Genomic DNA, 13,043 nt, shown 5'->3' with positions numbered 1-13,043 from the left:
GAGCAGCCATCGAGCTTCGCGGGCCCGTGTTCGCCGTGCAGGGCACGGATCGAACCATCTTTCGGCGGACGCGGTGGTCCCCGCAGGATTTGGCACCAAACACAGGCGCTTGCGCACCTGCTGGTTGCCCCGGCATCAAAGGGCCTGTCCCTCCGCCGGTCTCGATGGTGGACACACGATGCCAGCCCCCCGGACGCATGTCAATCTCTTTATTCGGATGGAGCGATGGAGTTTCCGATGCAACCATGCCGGCATAATCCCGGCACCACCTGCCCGCGCCAGCGCATGCACCGGTTACCTGTTCTGCTCCTGTCCGCCACATTGGCCCTGCCCGCCCAGGGCCAGGACCCCGCGCCGCGCTGGCGCCAGGCCTGGGGGCTGGCCGCCCCGGCCATGGCGGAGGCCGCCGGTGGCCGCGAAGCCGGCTTCGCACGGCTGCTCCTGCAGCCCCGCGGCGGCGGCCGCGAAGCACGGGCACGCAACCTGCTGGCCGGCCCGCTGCAGGTACGCCTGCGCGATGGCACCGATGGCCGCGCGGTGACCGCGCCGGTGCTGTTGCCGGCGGGCGGACAGCGCGACCTGCTGTGGCTGGCCGATACCGGCAACGGGGTCCGGCTGCTGCTCGACGCCTTTCCCGGCGACCCGTCCGCGCGGCCGGCCGATCACCTCTACCTGCTGCCGTTCGCCGGGGTGCCGGTCCGGGTCAGCCAAGGCTTCGACGGCACCCGCAGCCATGGCGACGCGCAGAACCGCCACGCCATCGACTTTCCCCTGCCCGAAGGCACGCCGGTGCTCGCCGCCCGCGCCGGCACGGTGATGCAGGTGGTGGACGATGCGCCCGGCGACGGGTGCCTGGTGCGGGTCCTGCACGCCGACGGCGGCATGGCGCTCTACGCCCACCTGCAGGCGGGCAGCCTGGCGGTCCGGCCCGGGCAGGCGGTCCAGGCGGGGCAGCCGCTGGCCCGTTCCGGCAACACCGGCCGCAGCACCGGCCCGCACCTGCACTTCGCGGTGCAGGCCAACACCGGGCTGGCGCTGGCCTCGATCCCGTTCCGCATGGCCGGCCCGCACGGCGAGCTGCGCTTCGCCCGCGAGGCGGGCGCCCCGCCCTGAGCGGCTATAATCGCCGGCTTCCCTTTCCCAATGCGCGCCCGCCGCGGGCGCAGCCGCCATGTCCGAAGTCGCATCCGAAGCCGCGCGCCGCCGCACCTTCGCCATCATTTCCCACCCCGACGCCGGCAAGACCACGCTGACCGAAAAGCTGCTGCTGTTCGGAGGCGCGATCCAGATGGCCGGCTCGGTGAAGTCGCGCAAGACCAGCCGCCACGCCACCTCGGACTGGATGGCGCTGGAGAAGGAGCGCGGCATCTCGGTCACCTCCTCGGTGATGCAGTTCCCGTACGAGGACAAGATCGTCAACCTGCTCGACACCCCCGGCCACGCCGACTTCGGCGAGGACACCTACCGCGTGCTCACCGCGGTGGATTCGGCGCTGATGGTGATCGACGTGGCCAAGGGCGTGGAGGAGCGCACCATCAAGCTGATGGAGGTGTGCCGCCTGCGCGACACCCCGATCATGACCTTCATCAACAAGCTCGACCGCGAGGGCAAGGACCCGATCGAGCTGCTGGACGAAGTGGAGACCGTGCTCGGCATCCAGTGCGCGCCGGTCACCTGGCCGATCGGCATGGGCCAGCGCCTGAAGGGCGTGGTGCACCTGCTGACCGGCGAGGTGCACCTGTACGAGCCGGGCCGCAACTTCACCCGCCAGGATTCGACCATCTTCCCGTCGCTGGACGCGCCCGGCCTGGCCGAGCGCATCGGCGAGAAGATGCTGGCCGACCTGCGCGATGAACTGGAACTGGTGCAGGGCGCCAGCCATCCGTTCGACAAGGACGCCTACCTGCGCGGGCAGCAGACCCCGGTGTTCTTCGGCTCGGGCGTGAACAACTTCGGCGTGCAGCCGCTGCTGGACTTCTTCGTCGAGCACGCGCCGGCGCCGCAGCCGCGCGCCACCACCGGCCGCACCATCGCCCCGCAGGAAGACAAGCTCAGCGGCTTCGTGTTCAAGATCCAGGCCAACATGGACCCGCAGCACCGCGACCGCGTCGCGTTCATGCGCGTGTGCTCGGGCCGCTTCAGCGCCGGCATGAAGACCTTCCATGTGCGTACCGGCAAGGAAATGAAGCTGGCCAACGCGCTGACCTTCATGGCCAGCGACCGCGAGATCGCGGCCGAGGCCTGGCCGGGCGACGTGATCGGCATCCACAACCACGGCACCATTTCCATCGGCGACACCTTCACCGAGGGCGAGGCGGTCACCTTCACCGGCATCCCCAACTTCGCCCCGGAACTGTTCCGCCGCGCGCGCCTGAAGGACCCGCTCAAGCTCAAGCAGCTGCAGAAGGGCCTGGCGCAGCTGTCCGAGGAAGGCGCCACCCAGTTCTTCCGCCCGATCATGAGCAACGACCTGATCCTGGGCGCGGTGGGCGTGCTGCAGTTCGACGTCGCCGCCTACCGCCTGAAGGACGAATATGGCGTGGAAGCCATCTTCGAACCGGTGGGCGTGGTCACCGCACGCTGGGTGCATTGCGACAACGCGAAGAAGCTGGAGGAGTTCCGCGAGAAGAACGCCAACAACCTGGCCGTGGACGCCGCCGGGCAGCTGGTCTACCTGGCCCCGACCCGGGTCAACCTGCAACTGGCGCAGGAACGGGCGCCGGACGTGCGCTTCTCAGCCACCCGCGAGGCCGCGCATACCGTCTCGGTGGAATGAGCGGCCGGTGGCAGGAGCGCCCAGCGCGCTCCTGCCCCTGGATGACGCCACCCCCAACCGCTGGCGGGCATGGGGATGCACCCCGTGCTGCATTGCGGTAACTTGCAGGCCATGCCTACCACCGCTCCCCTGCCGCGGCACACCGTGGACATCCGCGAGGAAATCGCCAGCGCCCTGACCCACGGCCTGGGCGCGGTCACCGCGCTGGGCGCCAGCGCGGTGCTGATCACTCTGGCCGCGATCTACGGCGACGGCTGGCAACTGGCCAGCGCCATCGTGTTCGGCGTGGCGCTGCTGCTGCTGTACACCGCCTCGACCCTGTACCACGCCATCCAGCACCCGGTGGCCAAGGGCCGGCTGAAGATCTTCGACCACTGCGCGATCTACATCCTGATCGCCGGCACGTATACGCCGTTCACCCTGATCGGCCTGCGCGGGCCGTGGGGCTGGGGCTTGTTCGCCGCGATCTGGACGCTGGCGGTGGGCGGGGTGATCTTCAAGCTGTTCTACACCGGCCGCTTCAAGCGGCTGTCCACGGCCATCTACATCGCCATGGGCTGGCTGGTGGTGGTGGCGATCGAGCCGATGTGGAACTCGCTCGATGGATTCACCCTGGGCTGGCTGCTGGCGGGCGGCGTGTCCTACACCCTGGGCACCTATTTCTACCACCGCGAATCGGTGCGCTATTCGCACGCCATCTGGCACCTGTTCGTGATCGCCGGCAGCGTCTGCCATTTCGTTTCGGTGACCGCGCAGATCCTCTAGCGGGCCGCTGCCGCGCAGCGGCGCGACGACGGCGTCTGCACGCCGCGCCAATGAACGCTTCGCGCCACGTGCACGAGCTGGCGGCAACCATGGCGGCGTGAACACCGCACCTGCCCCCGCCACGCCGCGCGCGTCGCGCTGGCCTCACCGCCGTCCCGGAACGCGCGGCCAGCGCTGGCTCGCCATCGCCGGCGTGCTGCTCGCCGCGCTCGTGGTCCTGCTGTTGCTGTGGGACTGGAACTGGTTCAAGCGGCCACTGGAACGCATGGTGCAGGCGCGTACCGGCCGCGCCCTGCACATCGGGCACCTCGACGTCGACCTGGGCAGCACCAGCACGCTGCGCGCCGACCGGGTCAGCTTCGCCAATGCGCCGTGGGCGCAGCGGCCGGACATGGCCCGGGCCGCGCGCGTCGAAATCGACCTGCGGCTGTGGCCGCTCCTGCGCGGCGACCTGCAGGTACCCGAAGTGCGGCTGGCGCGTCCCGATGTGCTGCTGCAGACCGCGCCGCGGCGCGGCGAACCGGGGAACTGGGATTTCCTCGGTGGCGGTGACGCAGGCCGGCCGTTGCCGCTCAAGCGGCTGCGCGTGGACGACGGCATCCTGCGCTTCGTGGACGCGCCTGGCCGTACCGACATCCGGCTTGCCGTCCGCAGCGGCGCGCCGGCGCAGGCCAACGCCGCGCCACCGTTGCTGCTGCAGGGCAACGGGCACTGGCGCGGCGCCGCGTTCACGGTGCGTGGCGGTACCGAATCGCCACTGCAGCTGGCCGACAGCGAGCACCCCTTCCGCCTGCACCTGGAAGGCCGTGCCGGCGCCACCCGCGCCACCGCCAGCGGCACCCTGACCAATCCGTTCCAGCTGCAGCTGTTCGACCTGCGGCTTCGGCTCAGCGGCGAGGACCTGGAAGACCTGTACCCCCTGCTCGGCATCGCCCTGCCGTCCTCGCCCCCGTACCGCCTCGACGGCCGGCTGCGTCGCGACCGCGACACCTGGCGCTACGACGGCTTCAGCGGCCAGGTGGGCGACAGCGATCTGGCCGGCAATGTACGCATCGACGTGGGCGGCGAGCGCCCGCGGCTGACCGCCGAGCTGGTCTCGCGCCGGCTCGACTTCGACGACCTCGCCGGCTTTGTCGGCGCGCCGCCCCGCACCGATGGCGGCGAAACCGCCAACGCCGGGCAGAGGGCCGCGGCCGCGGCACTGGCGGCCCGGCCCACGGTACTGCCTGACAAGCCGTACGACCTGGGCAAACTGCGGGCGATGGACGCGGACGTGCGCTGGAAGGCGCAGCGCATCAATTCGCCGTCGCTGCCGCTGGACGACATGGACGCGCACCTGCGGCTGGACGATGGCCTGCTGCGCCTGGAGCCGCTGAACTTCGGCGTCGCCGGCGGCGACATCCGCGGCTCGGTGCGCATGGATGCGCGCAGCCCGCGCATCGCCACCACGCTCGACGCCAGTCTGCGCGGGGTGCAGCTGGGCCGCCTGTTTCCCGACGCGCGCCTGGCCCGGCAGGCCTCCGGCGGCATCGGCGGCCGCGTGCGCCTGTCCGGCACCGGCAACTCGGTGGCCGCCATGCTCGGCAGCAGCGACGGCGACGTCGCCATCGGCATGGGCCGCGGCCATGTCGGCAACCTGCTGATGGAGCTGGCCGGGCTGGACGTGGCCGAGTCGCTCAAGTTCCTGTTCACCGGCGACCGCCAGATCCCGCTGCGCTGCGCGTTCGCCGATTTCGGGGTGCAGGATGGCCTGATGCAGGCGCGCGCACTGGCGTTCGACACCACCGACACCCTGGTCGTGGGCGAAGGCAGCGTCAGCCTCAAAGGCGAGCAGCTGGACCTGCTACTGCGGCCGCGGCCCAAGGACAGGAGCATCCTCGCGCTGCGCTCGCCGCTGCGCATTGGCGGCACCTTCAAGGACCCGTCGTTCCGCCCCGACTTCAAGGCCCTGGGGCTGCGCGGCGCCATCGCCCTGACCCTGGGCAGCATCACCCCGCCGGCGGCGCTGCTGGCCACCCTCGAAACCGGGCCGGGCAAGGACGCCGACTGCGGCGGCCACTACGCCAGATAGGGCGCGGGCGCGCGCTCAGCCGCCGACGATGTACTGCTGCAGCTGCCCCAGCTCGCGGCGCTGCTGTTCGATCACCGATTTGACCAGGTCGCCGATGGAGATCACCCCCAGCACCGCGCCGCCCTCGACCACGGGCAGATGGCGGATGCGACGGTCGGTCACCAGCTGCAGGCAGTCCTCGACCGTGTCCGCCGGCGTCACCGTGACCACCTCGGCGGTCATGATCGCCGCCACCGGGGTGTCGCGCGAGGAGCGGTCGCGCAGCACGATCTTGCGCGCGTAATCACGCTCGGAAAGGATGCCGGCCAGCCGCGCCCCGTCCATCACCAGCACCGCGCCGATGCCTTTCTCGGCCATCAGCCGGATCGCGTCGATCACCGCGCTGTCCGGCGCTACCGCGTGGATCTCAGGGGACTTGGTCCCGAGCAACTGACGAACGGTCTGCATGGCGTTCTCCCTTGCTGGCGGATGCGCCCGATAGTGCCACGTCGGCCGGCCGCCAGGTGTCAACCAGGTACAACGGCCGCTGCTTGGCCTCCATGTACAGGCGGCCCAGGTACTCGCCGATCAGGCCCAGCGCGATCAGCTGCACCCCGCCCAGGAACAGGATCACCGCCATCATCGTCGGCCAGCCCGCGACGCGGTCGCCGTACAGCGCCGCCTTGCCCACCACCCAGGCGGCGAAACCGAACGAGGACGCGGCGGTCAGCAACCCGAGATAGGTCGCCACCCGCAGCGGCGCGGTGGAAAAGCTGGTGATGCCCTCCAGCGCCAGGTTCCACAGCTTCCAGAAGCCGAACTTGCTGCGCCCGGCCACCCGCGGCGCGCGCCGGTACGGCAACGCCACCCGGCGGAAACCCACCCAGCCGAACAGGCCCTTCATGAAACGCTGGCGCTCGCGCAGCTGCCGCAGCGCCGCCAGCGCGCGCGGCGACAGCAGGCGGAAGTCGCCGGTGTCGGCGGGAATGGGCGTCTTCGACAGCCGCCCCATCACCCGGTAGAACGCGGAGGCGGTGGCGCGCTTCAGCCAGCCTTCGCCCTCGCGCGCCAGGCGCACGCCATACACGTCGTCATGCCCCTGCCGCCACAGTGCGACGAACTGCGCGATCAGCTCCGGCGGGTCCTGGCCGTCGGCGTCGAGGATCAGCGCGGCGCCTTCATCCACCAGGTCCAGCCCGGCGGTGAGCGCGGCCTCCTTGCCGAAGTTGCGCGACAGCCGCAGCGCCGCCACCCGCGGGTCGTCCGTCGCCAGCTGCTGCATCAGCGACCAGGTGGCGTCGGTGCTGCCGTCGTCGACATAGAGCACCCGGCCATCGATGTCGGGCAGGCGTTCCAGCACGGCACCGAGGCGCTCGTGCAGCAACGGCAGGGCGTCCTGCTCGTTGCAGGCGGCAATGACGACGGTCAGCCGGTCGCGGGGACTCATGCGCGCATTCTACGGAACAGGGCGCGCACGCCCCGGCAGCGGCCGGTACGCGGTGGCATCACTCGCCGTCCACCGCGTAACCGGGCCCACCCAGCTGCCGCGCCTGGCGCTGGATCCAGGCGGCGCGGCGCTGCACGAACGGGCCCGGCCGGGTTGCGCTGTAACGCCGCGGCGACGGCAGCACGGCCGCCAGGCGGGCGCTCTCGGCCGCCGACAGCTGCGCCGCGTCCTTGCCCCAGAACTGCCGCGACGCCGCCCGCACGCCGTAGACGCCATCGCCGAATTCGGCCACGTTGGCGTACATCTCCAGGATCCGCCGCTTCGGCCACAGCGCCTCGATCAGCACCGTGTACCAGGCCTCCAGCCCCTTGCGCAGCCAGCTGCGGCCCTGCCACAGGAACAGGTTCTTGGCGACCTGCTGGCTGATCGTGCTGCCGCCGCGCAGGCGCTTGCCACGGGCGTTGTGGTCCATCGCCTTCTCGATCGCCTGCAGATCGAAGCCGTTGTGCAGCGGGAACCGCTGGTCCTCGGCCGCCACCAGCGAGATCGGCACGCTGGCCGCCATCGCGTCCAGGTCGCACCACTGGTAATGGATGCGGAATCCCCACTCGCCCTGCCCCCACGCTTCGGCCTGCCGCAGCGCCATCACCGTGGAAAACGGCGGATCGACGAACCGCAGCACCGCCACCTGCACGATGCTGAACAGCGCCAGCGCGCAGGGCGTGATCCACAACCAGCGCCGCCACCTGCGCCACGGCCGCACCTTGCGCTCGTCCTGCTCCGTCCCCATCTGCTTGGCTGACCCCATGAATCCCGACATCGGTGCATTATCCGGCACCGGCGTCCCCATACGTGCAGATTCCCATGACCGAAACGTCCGACCTCCTTGTCCGCTTCCTCCTGCCCGAGGCCGGCGTGCGCGGCGTCCATGTCCAGCTCTCCGGCAGCTGGCGCGAAATCCTGTCCCATGGCAGCTACCGCCCTTCGGCCATGCGCCTGCTCGGCGAGGCCTGCGTGGCCTCGGCGCTGTTCACCGGCCACATCAAGATCGACGGGCGCCTGTCGGTGCAGCTGCGCAGCGGCTCGGCGCTGCGCACCCTGTTCGCCGAATGCACCTCGGCCGGCACCCTGCGTGGCATCGCCCAGCTCGAGGACGGCCAGGATGCCCCGCCCGACCTGTCGCAGCTCGGCGACGGCGCGCTGCTGGCCATCACCATCGAGAACCCGGGCCTGGACCCGCGCGAGCCGCAGCGCTACCAGAGCCTGGTGGCGCTGCAGGGCAACAGCCTGGACGAGGCGTTCGAGGACTATTTCCGCCATTCCGAGCAGCTGCCCACGCGCCTGCTGCTGGCCGCCGATGGCCAGCGGGCCGCCGGCCTGCTGCTGCAGAAGCTCCCGGGCGACCAGGGCGACGAGGATGGCTGGGTCCGCGCCGGCGCGCTGTTCGACACCCTGGGACGCGACGAACTGCTGGCAGTCGACGGCCCCGCGCTGCTGCACCGCCTGTTCCACGAAGAGCAGGTCGAGACCCTGGGCGACAAGCCGTTGCGCTTCGGCTGCTCCTGTTCGCGCGAGCGGGTGATCGGCATGCTGCAGTCGCTGGGCGAGGACGAAGCCCGCGCCGCCGCCGCCGACAGCGGCCAGGTCGAAGTACGCTGCGAGTTCTGCGGGCGCGAGTATCACTTCCCTTTGACCGAATTCGGCGTATTGTTTGCAGCCATGCCCACCAGCCAGGCCGCTCCCGAGCGGCTGCAGTAACGGCACCGACGAGCTGCGTTCCGGGGAGGACGGAGTCTTGTTAAGAAAACATAAACAACATACGATCAGAATCTCACGCTCCGGGAACTTCCCGGCCCCTGTCCTGTCTGATTGAGTCGATGAAGACCTTCCTGCGCCTGCCGCTGGCCTTGTTGATCGCCCTTGGGGTGGCAACGGGCGCGCATGCACAGGCCAAGCCGCGAGCCCCCCAGGACAGCACCGTCCTGCCGGTCTGGAACAAGGGCAGCGGCAAGGTCGAGGCGCTGCTGTACCTGGAGCCCACGGGCGAGCAGGTCGCCGGCGCGCGCTGGCACTTCGGCCGCAATTCGCTCGATGCCGCCTTCGGGCTCTCCTCCGGCGACTCGCTCGGCCTGCTGTGCAACAGCAGCCGCGGCAGCAGCATCAGCGGCCTGGCCAGCCATTGCATGCTCGCCAGCCTGGGCGACGACGATGACAGTGTTCCCGGTCGCCACCTGTCGGCGACCACCACCTTCAACCGTCCCGGCGGGCGCGTCGGCCTGAGCGCCGGCACGGGCCGCGACACGCTGCCCGCATGGCTGTCGGGCAATGCCAAGGCACCGGCCGCGCGCGTGGAACAGAACGACCTGACCGTCTTCGGCCAGAAGAACATCGGCAGCGAGGGTTTCGTCTCCATCGGCGGCACCTACGCCAAGGCACGCCTGGTACCACTGAGCGATGCATCGCCCGCGCTCGTCGACCGCTGGGACAGCAAGAGCCTGAGCATCGGCGGGGGCTATGGCCCGTTCAGCGCCAACATCATCGGCCGCGTCGTCGACGCCCCCGGCCGGGCCGGCAAGTGGGAAGGCATCGGTCTGGGCCTGACCTGGCGCACGCCCTGGAGCGGCCAGCTCACCGTCGGCGCCGAGAACGTCATCACCCGCGGCAAGAACCCGTTCTCTCCACGCAATGAGAGCAACGACGAAGGGGCTATTCCCTACGTGCGGTACGAGCAGGATCTCTGAGCTCTCGACCCGTCGAACAGCCTGCGCATTCATCGAAACGCCTCCGCAAGGAGGCGTTTTTGTTGCGCCTGCAACATTCACTTTGCCGAATTTCACCAAACCCACGCAATTCATTAACGAAGCTTTAATTTCAGAAGAGACGGAAGTACTATCGGGTCAGCCGCACGGATTTTGGGACCGAATCTTTCGCCCCGCCGCGCAGGCGCTACCACTTGTAACTACCAAGATCACTTGGAGAGAGAGCCCATGTATTGCAAGTCCAACAAGCTGCGTGACGCAGTGGTGCTGGCCCTGGTCGCAGGCGCCGGCACCACCGGCACTGCCTTCGCCCAGGACACCAGCGGTGCCACCAACCTCGACCGCATTGAAGTCACCGGTTCGCGCATCCGTCAGGTCGACGTCGAAACCGCCCAGCCGGTTCTGACCATTTCCCGCGCGGAAATCGAGAACCAGGGCTTCAGCTCCGTCGCCGACATCCTGCAGAACATCTCCGCAGCCGGCAGCCCCACGTTCAGCCGCGCCTCGCCGCTGACCTCCAACCAGGAAGCCGGCGGCCAGTACATCGACCTGCGCAACCTGGGCGCCCAGCGCACCCTCGTGCTGGTCAATGGCAAGCGCCTGGGCATCAGCCCGGCCGGTTACCAGGACATCTCCTCCATCCCGTCCGTCATCGTCGAGCGCATCGAAGTCCTGAAGGACGGCGCCTCCGCGATCTACGGCTCCGACGCGATGGCCGGCGTGATCAACATCATCACCCGCAAGAACTTCGACGGTGCCGAGGCCAATGTCTACACCGGCCAGTACGGCGAGGGCGATGGCCAGAAGCAGACCTACGACTTCATGGTCGGCTTCTCCGGCGAACGCGGCTCGGTCACCATGGGTGCCGAGTACCACAAGGAAGATCCGGTGTGGGCGCGCGACCGCTGGTACACCGCCGAAGCCGATCCGCGCGCTCCGGGCAGCAACAACACCACCGTCGGCCAGTGGGGCAACTACAACCGCCTCAACAACCAGTTCCTGCGCAACAGCGATGGCAGCCTCAAGCTTGACTCCAAGGGCAATCCGCAGCGCGCGAGTGCGGCCTGGTCGGCTCCGAATCGTGGCAGCAATGCCATCGGCTCGGGCAATTTCCACCCGCAGAATGCCAACGACACCAGCAACTCCATCGACCAGATGCAGCTGCTGACGCCGCTTGAGCGCCGCTCGCTGTTTGTCAACACCAGCTACGACATCACCGACAGCGTCCGCTTCACCAGCGATCTGGCTTACACCAAGCGCCAGTCGAACCGCCAGATTGCCGGCTACCCGCTGCAATCCACCGCGGTGGGTGCACCGATGGCCGGCGCCATCTGGAAGACCAACCCGGATGGCAGCCGCGAGTTCGTGAGCAATGGCAGCTACTTCAACCCGAACGGCAACGCCGATCTCTACCAGCCGGATCTGGTTGGCTATATCGATCCGGCTACCGGCAAGCCGTACACCCAGAGCAACAATATCGACTGGCGTCGTCGTGGCTGGGAAGTCCCGCGCACCACCGATACCACCCAGACCACGTGGCGCTTCACCGCGGCGCTGGAAGGCTCCTTCGAAATCGGCGACCGCTATTTCGACTGGGATGCCGGCTACATGTTCAATGAAGCCGACACGACCATCATCAACAACGGCAATTTCTACATCCCGGCCGTCAGGGCCGCCGTGGGTCCGTCGTTCAAGGATCCGACCACGGGCAAGATCGTCTGCGGTACGCCGGGCAACGTGATCGCCGGCTGCGTGCCGTGGAACCCGTTTGCCGGCTTCGGCACCGGTGCCGTCGCGAATTCGCTGGACGACCCGGCCGTGCGCAACTTCCTGTTCAAGGAAGAGCACGCGGTGGGCAAGATGAAGACGCACGACTACTTCGTCAACCTGGCGGGCTCGATCATCACCCTGCCGGCCGGCGACCTGGGCTTCGCGCTGGGCTACGAGCACCGCAAGGAAGAAGGCGGCTTCACCCCGGATGCCATCGCCCAGTCCGGCGATTCGACCAACCTGGCCTCGGGCCCGACCTACGGCTCGTACAAGGTCGATGAAGGCTACCTGGAACTGAACGTGCCGGTCCTGGCCGACCTGCCGGGTGCCAAGGAACTGACCTTCAACGCAGCTACCCGGTACTCGAAGTTCGATACCTTCGGCAACACCACCAACAACAAGTTCGGCATGAAGTGGCGTCCGATGGACGACCTGCTGGTCCGTGCCACCTATGCCGAAGGCTTCCGTGCCCCGACCATCGGCGACCTGTATGGCGGCGGCTCGCAGACCTTCGCCACCGGCTTCCAGGATCCGTGCGACGTCCTTTACGGCAAGGCCGCCAACTCGCCGCGCTGCCTCAAGGACGTCGGTGCGAACTTCCGCCAGCTGAAGCAGGGCTTCGTGCCGATCACCGGTCCGAACGGCAACCAGACCCCGGTCCCGTTCGTCTCCGGCTCCAACATCAACCTGCAGCCGGAAATGTCCACCTCCAAGACCATCGGCCTGGTCTACAGCCCGAAGTTCGTGCAGGGCCTGACCATGGCGCTGGACTGGTGGAAGGTGCGCATCGACGACACCGTGGTTTCCGATTCGCCGAACGCGATCATGAACGACTGCTACGTCAACCTGATCGAATCGCGCTGCGCCATGTTCAAGCGTGACCCGGCACAGAGCAACATCGTCAGCGAACTGACCTACGGCAGGCGCAATGCGGGTTACTACCTGACCGAAGGTTTCGATTTCGACGCCAACTACGCGCTGGACACCGACTGGGGCCGTTTCAGCGCCAAGTGGGCGACGACCTACGTCAGCAAGTTCGAGATCAAGAGCACCAACGACGCTGGCACCAAGCCCAGCCAGGTCAATGGTTTCGAAGAGTACTTCCGCATCCGTTCCAACCTGAGCCTGGGCTGGAACAAGGGTGACTGGTCTGCCAGCTACGGCATCCGCTACTACTCCAGCACCAAGGAAGACTGCACCCCGGGGTACGGCTGCAGTGATCCGAACTACTTCAGCCCGACCGCGAACAAGATCCTCCCGCAGAACCGCCTGGGCGCCACCACGTTCCACGACGTGCAGGTCTCCTGGCAGGCGCCGTGGAATGCCCGCATCGCCATCGGTGCGAACAACGTGTTCAACCGCGTTGGTCCGATCATGTACAGCCAGGCTGCATCGAACTTCTCGTACTACGGCGGCTTCGATACCGGCCGCTTCCTGTACCTGAAGTACAACCAGAAGTTCTGATCGGTGGATTGA

At 68.4% G+C, this 13,043-nt stretch carries 10 protein-coding genes and 1 riboswitch; of the genes, 7 read left to right on the top strand and 3 right to left on the bottom strand.

All coding sequences use genetic code 11. The features are described from left to right. Positions 1-51: 51 nt before the first annotated feature. Positions 52-171, bottom strand: a riboswitch (SAM riboswitch). Between the two features lie 150 nt (positions 172-321). From AC06E6_RS02675 to AC06E6_RS02660, 4 genes are all read left to right on the top strand, one after another. After that, on the top strand, positions 322-1,113 hold the full coding sequence (locus tag AC06E6_RS02675; protein ID WP_478060204.1) for a M23 family metallopeptidase: 792 nt from the start codon (positions 322-324) through the stop codon (positions 1,111-1,113). Positions 1,114-1,171: 58 nt separating this feature from the next. Then, positions 1,172-2,776, top strand: coding sequence for a peptide chain release factor 3 (locus AC06E6_RS02670; protein WP_240212161.1), 1,605 nt, complete (start codon positions 1,172-1,174; stop codon positions 2,774-2,776). Positions 2,777-2,887: 111 nt separating this feature from the next. Beyond that, the gene (gene trhA / locus AC06E6_RS02665; protein WP_104939324.1) at positions 2,888-3,541 is read left to right on the top strand and encodes a PAQR family membrane homeostasis protein TrhA; all 654 of its coding nucleotides are present in this window, start codon (positions 2,888-2,890) and stop codon (positions 3,539-3,541) included. Between the two features lie 97 nt (positions 3,542-3,638). Further along, on the top strand, positions 3,639-5,612 hold the full coding sequence (locus AC06E6_RS02660; protein WP_478060201.1) for an AsmA family protein: 1,974 nt from the start codon (positions 3,639-3,641) through the stop codon (positions 5,610-5,612). A 15-nt stretch (positions 5,613-5,627) separates the two neighbouring features. On the opposite strand, the gene AC06E6_RS02655 is transcribed toward AC06E6_RS02660, so the two are convergent. Genes AC06E6_RS02655 through mtgA form a run of 3 tightly spaced genes read right to left on the bottom strand, consistent with a single transcriptional unit; the run spans position 5,628 to position 7,828 of the window. Then, entirely contained in the window at positions 5,628-6,059 is a 432-nt protein-coding gene (locus AC06E6_RS02655) for a CBS domain-containing protein (protein WP_054667094.1), read from the bottom strand. Continuing rightward, complete coding sequence (locus AC06E6_RS02650) at positions 6,019-7,038, bottom strand: glycosyltransferase family 2 protein (protein ID WP_161613512.1); 1,020 nt, start codon at positions 7,036-7,038, stop codon at positions 6,019-6,021. Before AC06E6_RS02650 ends, AC06E6_RS02655 begins: the two co-directional genes overlap by 41 nt. 58 nt (positions 7,039-7,096) lie before the next feature. Next, entirely contained in the window at positions 7,097-7,828 is a 732-nt protein-coding gene (gene mtgA, locus AC06E6_RS02645) for a monofunctional biosynthetic peptidoglycan transglycosylase (protein ID WP_240212306.1), read from the bottom strand. Between the two features lie 74 nt (positions 7,829-7,902). Here mtgA and hslO point away from each other — a divergent pair, with 74 nt between their 5' ends. From hslO to AC06E6_RS02630, 3 genes are all read left to right on the top strand, one after another. Then, positions 7,903-8,796, top strand: a complete 894-nt coding sequence (hslO, locus tag AC06E6_RS02640) for an Hsp33 family molecular chaperone HslO (protein ID WP_240212163.1) — start codon at positions 7,903-7,905, stop codon at positions 8,794-8,796. Between the two features lie 119 nt (positions 8,797-8,915). Next, a complete protein-coding gene (locus AC06E6_RS02635) occupies positions 8,916-9,779 on the top strand; it encodes an XOO1806 family protein (RefSeq protein WP_240212164.1) in 864 nt (287 codons plus the stop codon). Positions 9,780-10,025: 246 nt separating this feature from the next. Further along, complete coding sequence (locus tag AC06E6_RS02630) at positions 10,026-13,031, top strand: TonB-dependent receptor domain-containing protein (RefSeq protein ID WP_240212165.1); 3,006 nt, start codon at positions 10,026-10,028, stop codon at positions 13,029-13,031. Positions 13,032-13,043 lie beyond the last annotated feature (12 nt).

It is taken from the genome of Stenotrophomonas sp. Steno-Z10-HUANG (assembly GCF_056393075.1).
The sequence above is the reverse complement of the archived record's forward strand: the minus strand, read 5'-3'. Positions and strand labels throughout refer to the sequence as shown.